Source organism: Kitasatospora sp. NPDC059648 (genome assembly GCF_042734825.1).
Classification (GTDB): domain Bacteria; phylum Actinomycetota; class Actinomycetes; order Streptomycetales; family Streptomycetaceae; genus Kitasatospora.
In genome coordinates this window covers 1-17,364 of the sequence record NZ_JBHWDU010000019.1, presented here as the reverse complement: position 1 = coordinate 17,364, position 17,364 = coordinate 1, and the positions used below count along the sequence as shown (strand labels likewise).

Genomic DNA, 17,364 nt, shown 5'->3' with positions numbered 1-17,364 from the left:
GACCACGGGGCGGCGGCCGGCGACGGGGGCCTTGCCGCCGCCCCGCCACCGCCCACCGGCGGCTCCCGGAGGACTCAGCCCGGGACCACTGCCTTCGGCGCCGTGAACCAGTGCTCGCGCACCGCGTCGGTGGGCCGCTGTTCACCCAGGGCGCCCAGCCCCCACTCCCCCAGCGCCTCGATCACCGGCCGCAGTTCGCGTCCGCGCTCGGTCAGCTCGTACACCGTCGCGTTGGCCGGCCGTTCCAGCCGCCGCCGCTCCGCGAGCCCTTCGCCCTCCAGTTGCTTGAGTCGGGCGGCGAGGATGTCGGTGGAGACGCCGGGCAGGTCGGCGTGCAGGTCGGTGTAGCGGCGCGGCCCGCCCAGGAGTTCACGGACGATCAGGAGGCTCCAGCGCTCCCCCACCGCGTCCAGGGCGCGGGCGACGGCGCAGTACTGGTCGTAGCTTCGGCGTGACATGTGGATCAGCATAGCCAAGAGGTTGGACTTTCCAAGTGCCAGCTTGGTAGAACAAAGCAGAAGCAACGGAGCGGTGGCGACGGTCGGGAGGCCGCAGATGGAGTTTCGGCAGTCCAGCAAGCTGAATGACGTGTGCTACGAGATCCGGGGTCCGGTGGTCGACCAGGCCAACGCCCTGGAGGAGGCCGGGCACAGCGTGCTGCGCCTGAACACCGGCAACCCGGCTCCGTTCGGCTTCGAGGCGCCCGAGGAGATCATCCAGGACATCATCCGCAACCTGCCCTCGGCGCACGGCTACAGCGACTCCCGCGGCATCCTGCCGGCCCGGCGCGCGGTGGTGCAGTACTACCAGCAGCGCGGGGTCCAGGGCGTCGGCGTCAACGACGTCTACCTCGGCAACGGCGTCTCCGAGCTGATCCAGATGGCGGTCACCGCACTGGTCGACGACGGCGACGAGGTGCTCGTCCCGATGCCGGACTACCCGCTGTGGACGGCGTCCGTCCGGCTGGCCGGCGGCAAGGCCGTGCACTACCTGTGCGACGAAGAGGCCGAGTGGTACCCGGACCTGGACGACATCGCCGCCAAGATCACCGCCCGTACCAAGGCGATCGTCGTCATCAACCCCAACAACCCCACCGGCGCGGTCTACCCGAAGGAGCTCCTGGAGGGGATCCTCGACCTGGCCCGCCGCCACCAGCTGATGGTGCTGGCCGACGAGATCTACGACAAGATCCTCTACGACGGCACCGAGCACCACTGCCTGGCCGCCCTCGCCGACGACGTGCTCACCCTCACCTTCAACGGCCTCTCCAAGGCCTACCGGGTGGCCGGCTTCCGCAGCGGCTGGCTGGTCGTCTCCGGCCCCAAGCAGCACGCCACCGACTACCTGGAGGGCCTGACCATGCTCTCCGGCATGCGGCTGTGCCCCAACGTGCCCGCGCAGTACGCCGTCCAGGCCGCGCTCGGTGGCCACCAGTCCATCAACGACCTGGTCCTGCCCGGCGGCCGGCTCACCGAGCAGCGCGACATCGCGGTCAGGGCGCTCAACGAGATCCCCGGCGTCAGCTGCGTCAAGCCCAAGGGCGCCCTGTACGCCTTCGCCCGGCTCGACCCGGCCGTGCACCGGATCGTCGACGACGAGCGCTTCGTCCTGGACCTGCTGCTGCGCGAGAAGATCCACGTCGTCCAGGGCACCGGCTTCAACTGGCCCCGCCCGGACCACTTCCGCTTCGTCACCCTCCCGCGCGCCGACGACCTGGAGACGGCCATCAACCGGATCGGGCGCTTCCTGGCGACGTACCGGCAGGGCTGAGCGCCCGGACAGGCCCTAACCTGCACGTCATGACCGTCGCCCGCTCCGTCGCCCTGTTCGCCCTCGCCGCGCTCGCCGAGATCGGCGGCTGCTGGCTGGTCTGGCAGAGCGTGAAGGAGCAACGGCCGTGGTGGCTGGCCGGGTTGGGCGTGGTGGCGCTCGGCGTGTACGGCTTCGTCGCGGCGCTGCAGCCGGACGCGGACTTCGGCCGGGTGCTGGCCGCCTACGGCGGGGTGTTCGTGGCCGGTTCACTGCTGTGGGGCGTGGTCGTGGACGGCTTCCGGCCGACCCGCTACGACGTGCTGGGCGCACTGATCTGCCTGGCCGGGGTCGGCGTGATCATGTACGGGCCCCGGCGCTGAACCTCCAGCACCGGGGCCGCACCGGGCCGATCGGGGACTACCAGCCCCAGCCGCCGCCCTGCCCGTCGTCGTCGCGGTCGGAGTCCCAGCCCTCGCCGACCTTGCGCAGGATCGTGTAGTCGTCGATCCGCGTGCCGTTCTCGGCCAGCGCGGTGACCTTCATGACCGACTTCTGGCCCAGGTGGGCCGGGGTGACGTCGACCTTGATGAAGGAGTAGCCGGTGTAGCGCACCCGCGACCACTGGATGGTCTCGGGGACCTTCACCCTGCCCTTGCCCCAGTAGTAGGTGGTCACCTCGTCCTGGTGGTTCTCGTGCCCCTCGTAGGTGTCGGGCGCGTCGAACTTGTACAGGCTGCGGCCGGCCGCGCCCGCGGTCACGTAGACCACGCCGTCCTTGGCGGGCTCGACGGTGGCGCCGCTCGGCACCTGCTTGGAGACCTTGTTGCCGAGGATGGCGTCGGTGCGCTCGTAGATGTGGTTGTGGCCGTTGATGACCAGGTCCACCCGGTACTTCTCGAACAGCGGCACCCAGGCCTCGCGGACGCCGCCCTCGGAGGCGTGGGCGACGGTGGTGGAGAAGGCGCAGTGGTGGAAGAAGACCACGATGAAGTCGACGGTCTCGTCGCTGCGCAGGTCCTTGAGGGTGCGCTCCAGCCACTTGGTCTGCTGGCCCGCCGAGAGGCCCAGGTTGGCCGGGATCTCGTAGGAGACGTCGTTGGCGTCCAGCGAGACGACGCCGACGTTCTTGTAGCGGAAGGTGTAGACGCCGGGGACCTTGCGCGGGTCCGGGCCGTTGTCCGGCAGGAAGAAGCGGCTGTTCTCGCCGCCGTAGCCGTTGGGCGAGTACCACGCCTCGATGTCGTGGTTGCCGTACGCGACCATCCACGGGATGTCGGCGGCGACGGTCTCCGTCTGGACCAGGAAGTCGTCCCAGGTCCTCGCGTTGAAGACGGACTTGTCCGGGTCGGTGCCGGACCCGGCCGGGTCGGCGTAGCAGATGTCGCCGGCGTGCAGGTGGAAGGCCGGCTTCTGGGCCTTGATGATGTTGTCGTTGCCGGCCGCGTGGGCGCTGACGCCCTGGTCCCCGAAGGCGGTGAAGGTGAACGGCTCGTACACCTTGCCCCAGCGGCGGTCGCGGGGTGGCGCGGTGCGGAAGGTGTGCAGGGTGGAGATCCGCTGCTGCGAGGCGGGGTCGAAGCCCTCGTGGCCGACGCCGTAGTAGTAGGTGGTGTCGGGCTGGAGGTCCTCCAGCGCCACGTGCAGGTAGTACTGGTCCACCGGCTGGCTGTTGGGGGTCAGCGCCGGGGTGTGCAGGGCACGGACCTCGGCCTGGATCCTGTGGCTGAGCTCCCACGGGTGCTTGCCGAACCGCAGGAACGGCTTCTTGACCGGCGCCGGCACCTGCCAGGAGATGCGGAACTGGGTGTCCGGCTCGGGGCCGAACTGGAGGTGACGGCCGATCGGCGCGACCAGCGCGCCGTCGATGCCGGCCGTCGTGGCACCGGTCAGCAGCTGCGGACCGGCCGGGGCGGCGAAGGCCGGGGCGCTGCCCAGCGCACCGCCGACGGCGACGGCGCCCACGGTCACCGCGCCGGCGCGCAGCATCCGACGGCGGGAGAAACGGGCCCGCAGGTACTCGTGCTGCTCGGCCATGCTCATGCGGTCGGCGAGCTCGGCCGGCACGCCCATGTTGGGGATATCCATGCGCGGGACTCTGTCAGCGGCGCGTTGACCGCACGCGGACTTCCGGTGAACGAGTGTCAGCGCCTCCGCCACTCGAACACCAACACCGGGTCACGGTTCGGTAAAGAACATGTCCGTACCGGAGGGGTGCCGGACCATGTCCCCAGCCGACGGGACGGACGGGGGCGCCGGAGGGCAGTCAGGCGGACGGTTCGTCCCAGAGGTTCGTGGAGCGGCTGCCGGTGCCGTCGCAGGTGCGGCAGATCTCGTCCCGGTAGGCCTGCTTGGCGCCGGTCGCGTCCACCCGGTAGCGGACGTACACCCCGGTGCCGTCACAGAGGAAGCAGTTGCCGCCCCCGCCGCCCACCTCGGTGGTGCCGGTGCCCTGGCAGGTGCGGCAGTTGAGGCCGGCGGTGCGGCCGGTGCCCGCGCAGATGCGGCAGACCGTCGTCATCGTCTTCCTCCCTTTGCACGGAACCGCTCGATGCCACCGGTCATGGTAGTGGGCCGACCCCGAAGCCGTCCCGGGCCGTGGATCTGACCGACCGTCACGACTGTTCGGCTCCGTCAGGCGTGGCGGATCACTCCGGGAGCCCCTCGCGGACCCGCCGGGAGACCGAGATCAGCTGGAGGTCGAGCAGCCCGGGCGGGTCGGCGAGGCCGGGTCCGCCGGCGTGCACCCAGGCGGCTATGTCGTCGATCATCTCGTCCATCAGCACGAAGCCGAGCCAGACCGGACGGCCGCCCGCCGCCCGCCCCTCGCTGGACGGGCCGACCACCACCACGTTGGACTGGGTGCACACGTCCAGGCACGTGACGGCCCGGACCCGGCCCGCCGAGCCGACGGCCGTCCGCAGGCGCTCGTACTGCCCGGCGTGGTCCACCCCCGGGTGCTTCGCCTCGGTGCCGCAGCAGCAGCCCCGGCAGACGGTGACGGTCACCGGAGAACCGGCGCCCCGCTTGCGGTCGCGGCCGTCCTTGGCGTCGCGGCCGTTCCTGCCGTCACGGTCGTTCCTGCCGTCGCGGTCACGGTCTCGGCGGCTCATCCGCTCTGGTCCCCCTCCTGGATCGGCGGCCCCGGTCGTCGACGGCACGCTCTGCACCGGAACTGTACCTGTCAGGGGACCGGCCCCCGGGGCCACCCGATCGGCCTGGAATAGGATCCGACCGACGAGCGGCCGAGGGAAGAGGAACGGGCGGATGCCGAAGGGGAGGGCCCGGGGCCTGTGGTTCGCGGTGGCCGTGGCGGTGACCGGGATCCTGTGCGGGGCGCTCGGACTCTCGGTGGTCCTCACCGGCGGCTACTCCCTCCACCGCATGGACGGCACGGCGATGGAGCCGGCGCTCCGGCCGGGCGACCGGATGCTGGCCGACCGGGTCGCGGCGGCGGACGTCCGGCGCGGCGAGATCTACATCGCCGACTCCCCCTGGGGCCTCCACGGCTCCCCCGTGTTCCGGGTGGTGGCCCTCGGCGGCCAGCGGATCGCCTGCGCCGACGGGCGGCCCAGCCTCGACGGACAGCCGCTGGACGAACCGGCCGACCGCCGGGCCGACACCTGCCCACGCGACTTCGACGTCACCGTCCCGCCCGGGCGGGCCTTCCTGATGGGCGACCGGCGGGCCGCCGCGACCGACTCCCGGCACCACCTCGACGACGGCCACCAGGGCACCGTCGACCTCGCCCGACTGACCGGCGACCGGGTGGTCTGGCACTCCGGCAGCGGTTCCCCCGCCCTGCCCGGCAAGCTGATCGGCGCGGCGCTGCTGATGGCGCTCGGCGCCCTGCTCACCGTCTTCGGGGTGCTCGCCGCGGTGGTCATCGCCTCCTTCGCCGCCGCCCGGCGCCGCGCTCCGGCCGGCACCCCCGGCTGAGGCCGGGGAGTTCCCGAATTCCGCTCCACCGCGTATCGGAGTTGTTTTCGAAACACGGTGGAGCGGAATTCGAAATGTCACCCGGTGCCATCTGACGGGATTTCCGGAATTTCCGTCGGAAGCATGGACGCCGACGAAACCTGACAGTAACTTACCTGTGAGTAGCTGTGGCCCGGCTCGGCACGACCCCCACCCGTCGTTTCTCTCCCCCAGGAGGAACCCGTGCTCCGCCCTGCCCGGAATTCCCGGCGGCTCCGCAATTCGAGCCTGCTCGCCGCCGTCGCCGTCGGCGCCGCCCTCGCGCTCACCTCCACCACTGCCCAGGCCGCCACCCCCGCCCCGAAGCACTACGTGGCCCTCGGCGACTCCTACGCCGCCGGCGCCGGCGTGCCCGGCCAGTCGGCCGGCCTGTGCCTGCGCTCCGACCACAACTACGGCCACCTGGTCGCCGCCTCGCTCAAGGCCGGCGCCTACACCGACGTCACCTGCGCGGCCGCCAAGGTCAAGGCCATGACGCAGCCGCAGTACGACGCCTTCATCCGGGTCAACGACCCGCAGCTGGACTCGGTGGCCGCCGACACCGACCTGGTCACCCTCGGGATCGGCGGCAACGACCTCGCCGCCAGCGACCTCGGCCTCGGCGAACTGGTCGCCACCTGCATCGCGGGCGCGACCGTCAACCCGCTCGGCACGCCCTGCAAGGACGTCTACCACCACGGCTACTGGGACTGGAACACCTGGTCCTGGCAGTACGGCAACGATGACCTGGCCGAGCGGATCACCACCACCATCGCCCCGCAGATCGCCACCACCCTCCAGCAGATCCACACCAAGGCGCCCAAGGCCCGGGTGCTGCTGGTCGGTTACCCGTCCGTGCTGCCCGCCGACGGCTCGGCCTGCATCCTGCGCCAGCCGGTGACGCCGGGCGACGTCGAGTACATGCACGGGGTGCTCGACGAGCTGAACGCCGCCCTCAAGTCCACCGCGGCCGCCAACGGCGCGACGTACGTGGACACCGCGACCCCGACCCGCGGGCACGACGTCTGCTCCGACGACCGCTGGATCGAGGGCGCGCTGCCCGGCTCGCCCGCCGTGCCGTTCCACCCGAACGCGACCGGCGAGCAGGTGATGGCGAACGCGGTGCTCGCCGCGCTGAAGTAACCGCGGCGGCACAGGGCTCCGGAAGGCCCCGGGGGGCCGGTGACCAGACCCCGGTCACCGGCCCCCGGTCGCGTCCGTCCCCGTTCCGCGGCTATTCCGCTTCGGCCGGGGAGGCGGCCGCCAGCCCGGCCGACCACTTCTCCTCGACCCTGCCGAACTTCCAGAACGCGATCGCCCCGATCCAGGTCAGCACGAACAGGCCGACGATCGCGTAGCCGACGAAGTTGAGGTCCAGGCCGCTGATCCAGGCGATCGGCCCGCTGGTGATGTCCAGCTTCTCGCCGAGCAGGCCGATCAGTTCGATCAGGCCGATGACCAGCGCGACCAGCACCGACAGGCCGGTGACGGTCAGGTTGTAGTAGATCTTGCGGACCGGCTTGGAGAACGCCCACTCGTAGGCGAAGTTCATGAACGAGCCGTCGATCGTGTCCAACAGGCTCATCCCCGCCGCGAACAGGATCGGCAGCGTCAGCAGTGCGTACCAGGGGAGCGAGAAGGCCGCCGCGCCGCCCGCCAGCACCAGCAGGGACACCTCGGTCGCGGTGTCGAAGCCCAGGCCGAACAGCAGGCCCACCGGATACATGTGCCAGGACTTGGTCACCGCCCGCGTGACCTTGCCGAGGATGCGGTTCATCAGCCCGCGCCGCTCCAACTGGCGCTCCAGCTCGGCCTCGTCGTACTCGCCCAGGCGCATCCGGCGGAACACCCGGAGGATGCCGTTGAAGGCGCCCAGGTTGATCAGGCCGAGCAGCAGCAGGAACGAGCCGGAGACGGTGGTGCCGATCAGGCCGGTCATCTGGTGCAGCGTCGAGTCGTCCGCCTCCACCTGGTCGGCGAGCGTGCGGATGCCGAAGGCCAGCAGCGCGCACAGGCCGAAGACGATCGAGGAGTGCCCGAGCGAGAACCAGAAGCCCACCGACAGCGGCCGCTTGCCCTGTCCCATCAGCTTGCGGGTGGTGTTGTCGATCGCCGCGATGTGGTCCGCGTCGAAGGCGTGCCGCATCCCGAGGGTGTAGGCGGTCAGGCCCATGCCCGCGCCGAACACCTGGCCGCCGACGTCGTAGTGCTCGGGCGCGACCAGGGCGAGCAGCGTGAACCAGCCGATGACGTGCAGCGCGAGGATGAAGCCGCCCATCCCGGCCAGCCGGATCCACTCCTCACGGGTGAGCCGGTCGCGCCATCTGACGGGTGGGGCGCCTGCCGGGGCACCTGGGGCGGTGCTGGGCATCCTGTGGTCCTTTCGGGTGGTCCGGGCGGAGCTGGCCATCCTTCCCCCCTTGGGCGAGCAGTTGCAAGTCATGCGCAATTACGGCCCGGCCTCGGTCCACCCGGAACGGCCGCCGCGGGCCCTCACCGGGACGCGGCGCCCGCCGGGGAGCAGCCCTCACCGGGACGCGGCGCTCGCCAGGAAATCGGGCGCCTCCTCGCCTAGGGTCGGAATGCCGACGCCCGCGGCGCGGTCCCCGTCCGCGCCCGGGCCGCTCGGCGCTCACCGGCCCGGGACCCGATGGGAGCGGCCATGCCGTCGTACCCCTTCCGCACCACCCGCGAGGACGTCCGCATCCCGCTGCCCGACGGCACGGAGCTCGCCGCCCGCGTGTGGCGCCCGGTCGGCGAGGAGCCCGCCCCCGCCCTGCTGGAGTACTCGGCCGACCGCCTGAGCGACCGCACCGCCGCCGAGGACGCCCGCCGCCACCCCTGGTACGCGGGCCACGGCTACGCCGCCGTCCGGGTCGACACCCGCGGCCACGGCAACTCCGGCGGCCTGCCCGGCGAACCCGGCGACGAGCAGGAGCTCGCCGACGGCGCCGCCGTCATCGACTGGATCGCCCGCCGCCCCTGGTGCAGCGGCCGCGTCGGCCTGCTCGGAGTCGGCGCCGCCGGCACTACCGCGCTGCGGCTCGCCGCCCGGGCCCCGGACACCGTCGGCGCGGCGGTCACCGCCTGCCCCCAGGGCGGCCACCGCCTCGGCGGCGCCGTCCTCGCCGCCGACCTGCACACCCGGCTCACCGCCCTGGTCGCCGACGCCGCCCTGCCCCCGGACCCGCTCCGGCTCGGCGACGCCTGGCGGCCCCGCTGGCTGGCCCGGCTCGAATCGCTGGAACCCCCCGTCGACACCTGGCTCGCCGCCGGGGACACCACCGTGCCGGTGTCCGTCCCGGTTCTCGCGGTGGCCGGCTGGGGCGACCCGTCCTGCTCCTTCGTGCTGCGCCTGCTCGCCGAGTCCCCCACCGCCCGCGCGCTGATCGGCCCCTGGCCGCACGGCCTGCCCGAGGCCGCCCTGCCCGAGACCCTGCGCTGGTGGGACCACTGGCTGCGCGGCGTCGACACCGGCGCCGCCAAGGAACCGGCCCTGCGCAGCTGGATCAGCACCCGCTGGACCGGCGACGAGGCCTGGCCCTCCCCGGACGTCCGGGAGATCCACTGGGACCTCGACGGCCAGCTGCGCACCGCCGGCACCGCCTCCGGGGACCGCTACGTCCGCGTCCGCTCCCCCCAGCACACCGGCCTCAACGCCGGTGCGTACGTCTCCCACGGCCGCCCCGCCGACCAGCCGCCGGACCAGCGCGAGGAGGACGGGCGCTCGGTCTGCTTCGACTCCCAGCCGCTGCCCGAGCCCGTCGAACTGCTCGGCACCCCGGTCGCGCGGCTGCGGCTGCGCTCCGCCGACTCCCCGGTCCAGGTGGTGGCACGGCTGTGCGCGGTCGGCCCCGACGGCACCTCCGACCTGCTCACCCGCGGCGTGCTGACCGCCGCCGGCCCCGACGCCGAGGTCGAACTCGCCGCCTGCGCCGCGACCGTCCCGGCCGGGCACCGACTGCGGCTCGCGTTCTCCTCCGTCTACTGGCCCTGGGTGTGGCCGCCCGCCGACGACAGCGGGTACGCCCTCGACCCGTCCCGCTCCACCCTCAGCCTGCCGGTCCGCCACCTGGCGGCCGACGTCGGCGCCGCGCCCGTCACCTTCGAGACCCCCACGCTGCCCGACCCGCCGGCCGTCCACGTCACCGAACCGCTCACCGCCCGGCCCGAGCACGTCACCGTGCACGACATCGGACGCCACGAATGGCGCATCGACCTCTCCCCCGCGACCGACGGCACCCGCACCTACCCCGACGGCCTGGTCCTCGACGAGCACACCGTCACCGCCTACCGCATCCTCACCGGCGCCCCGCTCAGCGCCCAGGCCCGTACCGACCACACGGTGCGGCTGGAGCGACCGGACCTCGGCTGGGACGTGACCGTCCAGACCCGCACCCAACTGCGCTGCGACGCAGAGCACTTCATCAGCCTGGTGCAGCTGCGGGCATTGGAGGCGGGGTCGGTGGTGTTCAGCCGGGAATGGCAGCACCGGGTGGCCCGGGGGAATTGAGGGGAACAGGCGAGGGCCCGTCAAAGTACTCCTTATGTATTTGCTTTACTTTTCGCGCCTGACTTATAAATGGCGGCATGAAGACCCTCGGGCTGATCGGCGGCATGAGCTGGGAATCCACCGCCCAGTACTACCGCACCCTGAACGAACTCACCCGCGACCGCCTCGGCGGCCTGCACTCCGCCCGACTCGTGCTCCACTCGGTCGACTTCGCCGACATCGAGCGGCTGCAGACGGCGGGCCGGTGGGAGGAGGCCGGAGCCGTCCTCGCGGACGCGGCCCGCTCGCTGGAGGCGGCGGGCGCGGATCTGCTGCTGATCTGCACCAACACCATGCACAAGGTCGCCGACCAGGTCGCGGCGGCGGTGACCGTCCCCCTGCTGCACCTGGCCGACGCCACGGCGGACGCGGTGCGGGCGGCGGGCCTGCGGCGGGTCGGGCTGCTGGGGACGGCGTTCACCATGGAACAGGACTTCTACCGGGGCCGACTGGCCTCCGGCGGTCTGGACGTCCTCGTCCCCGACGCCGAATCCCGCGCCCTGGTGCACCGGGTGATCTACGAGGAGCTGTGCCTCGGAGTGGTCCGCGAGGAGTCGCGGGCGGCCTACCGGCGGGTCATCGAGCAGTTGGTCGCGGCGGGCGCCGAGGGCGTCGTCCTCGGCTGCACCGAGATCGAACTGCTGGTCGGGCCGGAGGACAGCCCCGTCCCGGTGTTCCCCACCGCCCGCCTCCACGCCGAGGCCGCCGTGACGGCCGCCCTGGCGGACGGCTGAACCACCCGTCGAGGAGCGACACTTCCTCCTCCAACCGGACCAGGCACATCCCGGAAGTCCGGCCCGGGGTTCGGTCCTCAGGCCCGCACGGCGCGGCCCGGGGCCTACGGTGGGGGGATGCGCGAGCAACGGCCGTACTGGAACACCAATGTGGCGCGGCACGCCGGGATCCTGCGGGCGGTGCCGCCGGGGTGCGGGGCGGCGCTGGACGTGGGGTGCGGGGACGGGCTGTTGGCGGCGAAGCTGGCGCGGCGGTGCGGCCGGGTGGTCGGGGTGGACAGCTCGGCCGGGATGGTCGCCCGGGCACGGGCGCTGCACGCCGAACCGGCATTCCTGGAAGGGGACTTCCTGACGGTCGACCTGCCGCTTGAGGGCTTCGACTTCGTCTGCTCGGTCACGGCCGTCCACCACATGGACTTCCCGGCCGCGCTCACCCGGATGCGAGAACTGCTGCGGCCGGGAGGCGTGTTGGTGGTGGTCGGCCTGGCGCGGGAGGAGACGTCGGCGGACTGGGCCCGCCGGGTGGCGGCCGCGCCGCTGGTGCGGGCCGTGAAGGTGCTGAGGCGGGCAGGGGGCCCGGAGGGGATGCCGGAGGCCGCGCCGGGGATGAGCTACCGGGAGGTGCGGGAGGCGGCCGGGCGGGTGCTGCCGGGGGTGCGCTACCGGTGGCACGTCCTGCGGCGGTACTCGCTGGCCTGGCAGAAGCCCTGAGCGCCCCGGCCCGGGTCTCGCGGCGCCCGGAGGCCGCGCCGCGCTGCACGGCTACTGCTGAGGCCGGCCGTTCAGCGCTGGGCGACGGCCGCGGCGAGCAGCATTCCGACAGGGAGCAGGGCGATGAACACGAAGAGGAGCCCGAGCACGCGGCCGCCCGCGGCGTACCAGCGGGTGGGCTTGAGGCCCAGCAGACCCAGGGCCCACGGGGAGACGTAACCCGCGCCGTGTCTGCGCACCGCGTCGGCGATCAGCTGCCGGCGCCCGTCGTCGGCGACCAGGACCACCCAGCCGCCGGAGCGGTCCGCCAGTGAGACGAAGGTCTGCGAGCCTTCCCTCGACATCGCCTCCCAGGCACGGACGATGGCGAGGTCCCGCAGGTCCACCTCCCGCTCGCCCGACCAGGTGCGCGCCCGCACCAGCCCGCCGGCCACCCGCACGCTCTTGCGCCGCGCCGTCGCCGCTTCCAGCAGGACGGCGGGCCCGAGCGCCGCCACCAGCCCGGACGCGATCAGCGCCCCCGAGCGCGCGAACGCCGGCCCGACGACCAACGGCGGCACCACCACGGCCCCCAGGAGGACGGCCCAGCCGACGGAGAAGAACACGCGCCGCCTTCGGACGGCGCCAGTCGAAGCACTCACCGCGCCAACGTAGACCCACCGACCACCGCAGCACCATGGGCGCGCGGGCCTCCTCACCGGGGCGGAGCGCCCTCATCGGCCCGACCTGCCTGACCGGCCTGTTCGGCTTGCCCGGCCTGCCCGGCCTGCGGCGCTTCGGTCGTCGCCGTCGGCTCCACGGGGTTCGTCCCATGAGCGGGGCAGGCGTCAGCTCTCGACGGCCGAAACGTGGACCCCGTACGCCCGGGCGGCGGATTCGGCGAAGCGCTCCTCCTGCATGGACGTCAGCTTCCGCACCACCAGGACGGCGAAGACCGCGGCGGCCACTTGGAGCACGTCGGAGGCGATCAGCCAGACGACGCCCTGCTGGTAGTCGTCCGGGTAGCGCGCGGCGTTGGTGGCCTGGCTGCCTATCCGGTTGAGCGCGTTGCCCACGATGAAGGTGCCCCACCACAGGTTGAGCAGCGCCTGCGACAGCGGCGGGCGCACGCCGGTTTCGTCGGGCCGGACACTGGCCTGCCAGATGTCACCGGCGATCTGCCGGGGGAACCAGAGCATCACCAGGGGCGTGAACCAGCCGCCGATCGCCCAGCCGCGCCGGAACCGGTGCCCGTGCGGGTCCAGCACCTCGGCGTTCACCCGCACCCGGTAGAACCAGGTGAGGAAGGCGGCCGCCGTGGCGATCAGGGCCAGGAAGTACACCGAGAGCGCGGTGTCGTTGAGGTTGTCCGCGTCGGTGAGCGCGGCGCCGTCGACCTTGGAGGCACCGGTCATGAGGTCACCGACCAAGCCGTACAGGTGGACGTCGACCGCGAGGCGGAAGAGTGCCACCGCACCGCTCACGGAGAGCAGGACGGTGGCGGCGGTGGCGGCCGCCTTCGGTGAGCGGAACACGGCGGGCGAAGGCATGGGGGAAGGGACTCCGGGTTCGGTCGGTGGGGGTGACGGGCCGCTACCTTAGGGCCGATCAGTTTCGTGCACCAGCGTTTTCAGGGATCAGCCGTGAGCAGGGTTCACGCCTCGGGCGCGGAACCCCCACCGCTGGAGCACAGTCTGCCGCACACCTATGACAGTCGGCCGCCGAGCCGGGCGGCGGAGAAATGCGTTGGGCCGAGGCCCTCCCGGCCGCTATCGTGCGGCAACGATCGAGGGAGGTGCGCCATGGTACGGCCGATACTGCTGCTGGACGTGGACGGGCCGCTGAACCCCGATGCGGTGAAACCCCACCGGCGGCCCGAGGGGTACGGTACCCACCGGCTGATGACGCCGCGGTGGGAGGCCGCCGAACGCCGCCGGCTCGCCTGGTGGGGCACGCCCCACAAGTCGCCGAAGCCGCTGCGGGTCTGGCTCAACCCGGAGCACGGGCCCGCGCTCACGGCGCTGCCCTACGACCTGGTGTGGGCGACGACCTGGGAGGAGGAGGCCAACGCCTTCATCGCACCGGTCCTCGGGCTGCCCGAGCTGCCGTTCATCACCTGGTCCGAGCCGAGGCCCGAGCCGGAGGGCGGGGTGTTCTGGAAGACGCCGGAGATCGTCTCCTGGGCGCAGGGCCGCCCCTTCGCCTGGGTCGACGACCACATAACGGACGCGGACCGCGCCTGGGTGCGGGCGCGACACGACGGCCCGGCGCTGCTCCACCACGTCGATTCGAAGGTCGGGCTGACGGCGCAGGACTTCGCGCAACTGGCCGACTGGGCAGGCTCCCTGGCCTGACGGACGGGCCGCGCAGCAGGTCAGCCGGGCCGGTGCGCGACGGCCGCGGAGATCGTCACCGCCGGAGCCCGGTCGCTATCGTGACCGGCCATGCGGACCACGGACTGGGACATCGTGCGGCCACGCCTCATCGCGCTGTACGAGCGGCGGGCGCGGCACGGCGGCCACCCGGTGACGGGCGGGCCAGCCGCGCCGCTGACCGACGCCCAGGCGCGGGAGGCCGAGGAACAGTTCGGCGTCGTGCTTCCGGCCGATCACCGGGCCTTCCTGCTCCGGGTCAGCGCGGGCAGGCCGTGGCCGCGGGAGCTGCGGCGCGGGCCGGACGGCGAGCTTCGCCGAGTGGTACCTCGACTGGCTGCGCCACGAGGAGCCCCTGATCACGCCGGAGCAACGGGAAACCGACCGCCGACGACGGGCGGTCGGCAAGGACGTGTCCATCTGGAGCCGCTGGTTCGACACCTGGGGGGAGGAGAACTGCGGCTCCTGACCGACCCCGCCCTGAAGTCCGGAGCCCCGAAACCGCGTTGGAGGGTCTCGTTCTCCACTCCCTAGTCGGGGGGTGATTCGTCGGCGAGCCGGTTGCTGGGGTCGATCTCCGGTGTCGAACTGAACGTCGCCCTCGCCGGATCGGGCCCGGCCGTACTGCTGCACGGCTTCCCGCACACCTGGGAGCTGTGGACGGACGTCATGGCCGACCTGTCCGACCGTTACCGCGTCATCGCGCCGGACCTGCGCCGGTTCAGCGCGAGCAGCCGGGCCGCCTCCGAGGACGCGGAAGCAGCGTGAGCAGGGCAGGCCGCCCGGTGGATCCGGCCGGGCGGCTCGGTCGCGGTGAGGGTGGGTCAGGCAACCGGTTGGCGGTCGCGGTCGGGGCACGCCTTGGACAACGGCGAGCCACGGGCCGCTACGTACAGAGTCTCGTTCATCCACGCCGTCGCCGTAGGCGAGTTCGACTTCGGTCTCCTCTAGTCGCCACCCCGCGGCGCCTCGCCGATCCGGACGAGGCGCCGCCGTCCATCACCCCCCCTCGGGAACCTCCACGATCAGCAGCGTTCCCCTGCTGCCCGGCCGCACCGCGTGGCGCGTGCCCGCCGGCACCCGGCACAGCTCGCCGGCGCCGACCGTCAAGGCCGCCCCGTCCAGCTCCAGTTCCAGGACGCCATCCGCGACGAACAGCACCTCGGCCGTCCCGTGCACCTCCTGCTCCAGCTCCCGGCCGTCCATCCGCAACACCTTCACCGCCGCCCTACCGACCTGCCCCAGCACCACCGAGCGCCAGGCATCGGGCAGTTGGGCCGCCTTTTCCCTCACGTCCACCAAGCTCATGACCAGCGACGCTACCCGGGCCGACCAGCAAGTTGGTCGACCGTTTGGCAAAACCTGCCAGGATCACCAGGGTGAACGCTCGCGCGCTGTACGAGGCGCTCCTCAACACCGACGGCCCCTACGAGGACGTCATCACTCCCTGGCTCGCCGAGGCCGCCACCGACGACTACCGGGCCGGCCTCCGCACCGCCGCCACTCCCCACAACCAGTGGTGGGCCGACAACGGGGACCTCCTCCAGGAGCTCTACGCCCTCAGCCGCGTCAGCGACTTCCTCCTCCTCGGCCCCCAGCTCCCGCCCTACCTCCGCCTCTTCACCGCCCTCGGCATGACCCCCTTCGACACTCCGTCCCCCTTCGACCCCTTCCTCCACGAGATCACCGAGGTCGAGCAAGCCGAGGACCCGGGCACCCCCATCGAGATCCTCGACCTCCGCTGGCCCGGCCTGACACTCGGCGAGCTGCTGTTCAGCCGCGCCGGTGTACGGGTCCGGGCCGGCGCAGCCCACGCCGAGCGCGGGGTGGCCGACCGCTGGCCGATCTACTGGACCCACCGCCGAGCCCACCGCCCCACCCGCGACCTCTCCCAGGGCTGGGGTGGCAACTCCCAGTGGCGCACCGACTTCCGCCTCGACTACCGCACCACCGGCGGCGACCTGCTGAACGTCGCCGAGGAAGCCCCGATCGACGGCCGCCCCGACCTCGACCCCGACGACTACGGCAACCTCGGCCCCGACGAGCGCCTCCTCACCCCCGCCGAGCGCCGCGAACTCCTCCGCCACCGCACCTTCCTGCGCACCCCCGCCGCCTCTTCCGACCCCGCCTGGGCCGCAGAGCTCTTCCCCTTCGAGTGGCGCCTGCCCGCCGGCCTTGAGTAATGAAGCTTCGCCATCTTCGAACGTGCTGGTCGGAGGGGCTGGCGTGACGTTCGCTGACCGTGCTCATGCTGGTTGATCGCGGGAGTCTGCGGCCTTGATCGTCTGACGAGGCGGTTTCTCCGGTTCCTCCGCTTCGCGGCGCGGGTGCCGCCTACCACCCGGTTCATGGCGGAGTCCGAGATCGCGGCACGGGTCGCCGCGCGGCGCGCGGACCTGGACGAACTGGAAGAAGAGCTGGCCAAGCAGATGGCACAGGTGCGGGCCGAACGTGACGAACTCGCCCAGCCCCTCCGACCAGCATGCTCGATCGCCGGTTACCGAAAAGTCAGATTCGGTGCGGTACGGCTCCGTCCTGCCAGCGGTAGAGGTCGCGCAGCAGGGAAACCTCGGCGCCGTGATGGATCAGCTCCCTGTTGACGTGTAGGACCCTGTTCTCCATGGGAAACCGCTCGGGACCCGCTGTGGGCGGATTGTCCAGGGCGGCGTCCGAGAGTTCGCGGACCCCCGCGTTCCATCTCCCATACATCTCATCGAGCTGTTTTAGCGCCTCGTCAGCGGTCCCCGCGTAGGCGAATGTCTGGGAGTCGACGTCGTGGCCGCCGAAGTACCATGCGACCCGGTAGCCCAGGCAGGAGACGATGATGTGCGCCAGCCGCCAGGCAATCGTGGTCACAGGCGCTGGCACCAGGTCAGGGGAAGCGGAGTCCATCGTCCATTCCCCCGACCCTTCCGGCATCACTGCGGACGGCGTGCGGCGTGGGCGGATGTTCCAGCAGCCGCGCACCGGCTCCCAGAAGTACTCCTCATCGGTAAGACCGGCCAGCCGCGGCCGGAGGTTCTTGCGCCAGTGCCAGTCCAGCTGGTCCGCGAGTCGCTCGCTTCTTGTCATTTCCGCACACTACATACAGCGGAGACCCGGCTGTGTCCCTCGCGGACGCCGTCGCCGGCCGTGGGCCGCGATGTGACAGCCTCGACCGATGACATGGCGGATGATCAAGGCCCAGACCACCGCCCGAGATCAGCGTGAGTATCTGACGGCGGCCATGAAAAGCTCCCCATAGGCGGCCATATAGGGCCCCACTGATGGCCAGCGGATTCCCCGCGGACGGCCAGATATCTCCCCGCTC

Annotated in this window: 17 protein-coding genes and 2 pseudogenes; 10 read left to right on the top strand and 9 right to left on the bottom strand. The window is 72.1% G+C overall.

What is annotated here, in order from left to right:
* Nucleotides 1–95: 95 nt before the first annotated feature.
* Nucleotides 96–458, bottom strand: a pseudogene (locus ACFV1W_RS14485) (winged helix-turn-helix transcriptional regulator); the annotation flags it as partial.
* A 97-nt stretch (nucleotides 459–555) separates the two neighbouring features.
* On the opposite strand from ACFV1W_RS14485, the gene ACFV1W_RS14480 reads away from it, so the two are divergent.
* Together ACFV1W_RS14480 and ACFV1W_RS14475 are read left to right on the top strand one after the other, a co-directional pair.
* A complete protein-coding gene (locus ACFV1W_RS14480; protein ID WP_380416337.1) occupies nucleotides 556–1,770 on the top strand; it encodes a pyridoxal phosphate-dependent aminotransferase in 1,215 nt (404 codons plus the stop codon).
* 29 nt (nucleotides 1,771–1,799) lie between these two features.
* Complete coding sequence (locus ACFV1W_RS14475; RefSeq protein ID WP_380416335.1) at nucleotides 1,800–2,132, top strand: YnfA family protein; 333 nt, start codon at nucleotides 1,800–1,802, stop codon at nucleotides 2,130–2,132.
* A gap of 37 nt (nucleotides 2,133–2,169) precedes the next feature.
* Here the strand turns inward: ACFV1W_RS14475 and ACFV1W_RS14470 are convergent, their stop codons facing one another.
* The 3 genes from ACFV1W_RS14470 to ACFV1W_RS14460 form a co-directional block, all read right to left on the bottom strand.
* Nucleotides 2,170–3,837, bottom strand: a complete 1,668-nt coding sequence (locus tag ACFV1W_RS14470; protein WP_380416333.1) for a fibronectin type III domain-containing protein — start codon at nucleotides 3,835–3,837, stop codon at nucleotides 2,170–2,172.
* 178 nt (nucleotides 3,838–4,015) lie between these two features.
* Entirely contained in the window at nucleotides 4,016–4,270 is a 255-nt protein-coding gene (locus ACFV1W_RS14465; protein WP_380416331.1) for a hypothetical protein, read from the bottom strand.
* Nucleotides 4,271–4,397: 127 nt separating this feature from the next.
* Nucleotides 4,398–4,862, bottom strand: coding sequence for a (2Fe-2S) ferredoxin domain-containing protein (locus ACFV1W_RS14460; protein ID WP_380416330.1), 465 nt, complete (start codon nucleotides 4,860–4,862; stop codon nucleotides 4,398–4,400).
* Nucleotides 4,863–5,016: 154 nt separating this feature from the next.
* Between ACFV1W_RS14460 and lepB the strand changes: the two genes are divergently transcribed.
* Together lepB and ACFV1W_RS14450 are read left to right on the top strand one after the other, a co-directional pair.
* Nucleotides 5,017–5,688: a signal peptidase I gene (gene lepB, locus ACFV1W_RS14455; protein WP_380416329.1), complete on the top strand. Its 672-nt coding sequence runs from the start codon at nucleotides 5,017–5,019 to the stop codon at nucleotides 5,686–5,688.
* Nucleotides 5,689–5,910: 222 nt separating this feature from the next.
* Nucleotides 5,911–6,849 carry an SGNH/GDSL hydrolase family protein gene (locus ACFV1W_RS14450; protein WP_380416327.1) on the top strand — a complete coding sequence of 313 codons (939 nt, stop codon included), beginning with the start codon at nucleotides 5,911–5,913 and terminating at the stop codon, nucleotides 6,847–6,849.
* Between the two features lie 91 nt (nucleotides 6,850–6,940).
* Here ACFV1W_RS14450 and ACFV1W_RS14445 read toward each other — a convergent pair whose 3' ends face one another.
* A complete protein-coding gene (locus tag ACFV1W_RS14445) occupies nucleotides 6,941–8,077 on the bottom strand; it encodes a HoxN/HupN/NixA family nickel/cobalt transporter (protein WP_380416326.1) in 1,137 nt (378 codons plus the stop codon).
* A gap of 291 nt (nucleotides 8,078–8,368) precedes the next feature.
* Between ACFV1W_RS14445 and ACFV1W_RS14440 the strand changes: the two genes are divergently transcribed.
* The 3 genes from ACFV1W_RS14440 (at nucleotide 8,369) to ACFV1W_RS14430 (ending at nucleotide 11,703) form a co-directional block, all read left to right on the top strand.
* A complete protein-coding gene (locus ACFV1W_RS14440; RefSeq protein ID WP_380416325.1) occupies nucleotides 8,369–10,219 on the top strand; it encodes a CocE/NonD family hydrolase in 1,851 nt (616 codons plus the stop codon).
* 77 nt (nucleotides 10,220–10,296) lie between these two features.
* The gene (locus ACFV1W_RS14435) at nucleotides 10,297–10,992 is read left to right on the top strand and encodes an aspartate/glutamate racemase family protein (protein WP_380416323.1); all 696 of its coding nucleotides are present in this window, start codon (nucleotides 10,297–10,299) and stop codon (nucleotides 10,990–10,992) included.
* Nucleotides 10,993–11,109: 117 nt separating this feature from the next.
* On the top strand, nucleotides 11,110–11,703 hold the full coding sequence (locus ACFV1W_RS14430) for a class I SAM-dependent methyltransferase (RefSeq protein WP_380416321.1): 594 nt from the start codon (nucleotides 11,110–11,112) through the stop codon (nucleotides 11,701–11,703).
* 71 nt (nucleotides 11,704–11,774) lie between these two features.
* On the opposite strand, the gene ACFV1W_RS14425 is transcribed toward ACFV1W_RS14430, so the two are convergent.
* Both ACFV1W_RS14425 and ACFV1W_RS14420 read right to left on the bottom strand, forming a co-directional pair.
* Entirely contained in the window at nucleotides 11,775–12,344 is a 570-nt protein-coding gene (locus ACFV1W_RS14425) for a hypothetical protein (RefSeq protein WP_380416319.1), read from the bottom strand.
* 186 nt (nucleotides 12,345–12,530) lie between these two features.
* Entirely contained in the window at nucleotides 12,531–13,232 is a 702-nt protein-coding gene (locus ACFV1W_RS14420; protein WP_380416317.1) for a DUF4328 domain-containing protein, read from the bottom strand.
* A gap of 252 nt (nucleotides 13,233–13,484) precedes the next feature.
* Here ACFV1W_RS14420 and ACFV1W_RS14415 point away from each other — a divergent pair, with 252 nt between their 5' ends.
* Together ACFV1W_RS14415 and ACFV1W_RS14410 are read left to right on the top strand one after the other, a co-directional pair.
* The gene (locus tag ACFV1W_RS14415) at nucleotides 13,485–14,036 is read left to right on the top strand and encodes an HAD domain-containing protein (RefSeq protein WP_380416315.1); all 552 of its coding nucleotides are present in this window, start codon (nucleotides 13,485–13,487) and stop codon (nucleotides 14,034–14,036) included.
* 579 nt (nucleotides 14,037–14,615) lie between these two features.
* Nucleotides 14,616–14,801: pseudogene (locus ACFV1W_RS14410) on the top strand (alpha/beta fold hydrolase); the annotation flags it as partial.
* Nucleotides 14,802–15,053: 252 nt separating this feature from the next.
* Here the strand turns inward: ACFV1W_RS14410 and ACFV1W_RS14405 are convergent.
* Nucleotides 15,054–15,362 (bottom strand): cupin domain-containing protein, encoded by a 309-nt coding sequence (locus tag ACFV1W_RS14405; RefSeq protein WP_380416312.1) that lies wholly within the window; start codon nucleotides 15,360–15,362, stop codon nucleotides 15,054–15,056.
* Between the two features lie 71 nt (nucleotides 15,363–15,433).
* On the opposite strand from ACFV1W_RS14405, the gene ACFV1W_RS14400 reads away from it, so the two are divergent.
* Nucleotides 15,434–16,237 carry a hypothetical protein gene (locus ACFV1W_RS14400; protein WP_380416310.1) on the top strand — a complete coding sequence of 268 codons (804 nt, stop codon included), beginning with the start codon at nucleotides 15,434–15,436 and terminating at the stop codon, nucleotides 16,235–16,237.
* Between the two features lie 325 nt (nucleotides 16,238–16,562).
* Here ACFV1W_RS14400 and ACFV1W_RS14395 read toward each other — a convergent pair whose 3' ends face one another.
* On the bottom strand, nucleotides 16,563–17,126 hold the full coding sequence (locus tag ACFV1W_RS14395) for a DinB family protein (RefSeq protein ID WP_380416307.1): 564 nt from the start codon (nucleotides 17,124–17,126) through the stop codon (nucleotides 16,563–16,565).
* Nucleotides 17,127–17,364: the final 238 nt, after the last annotated feature.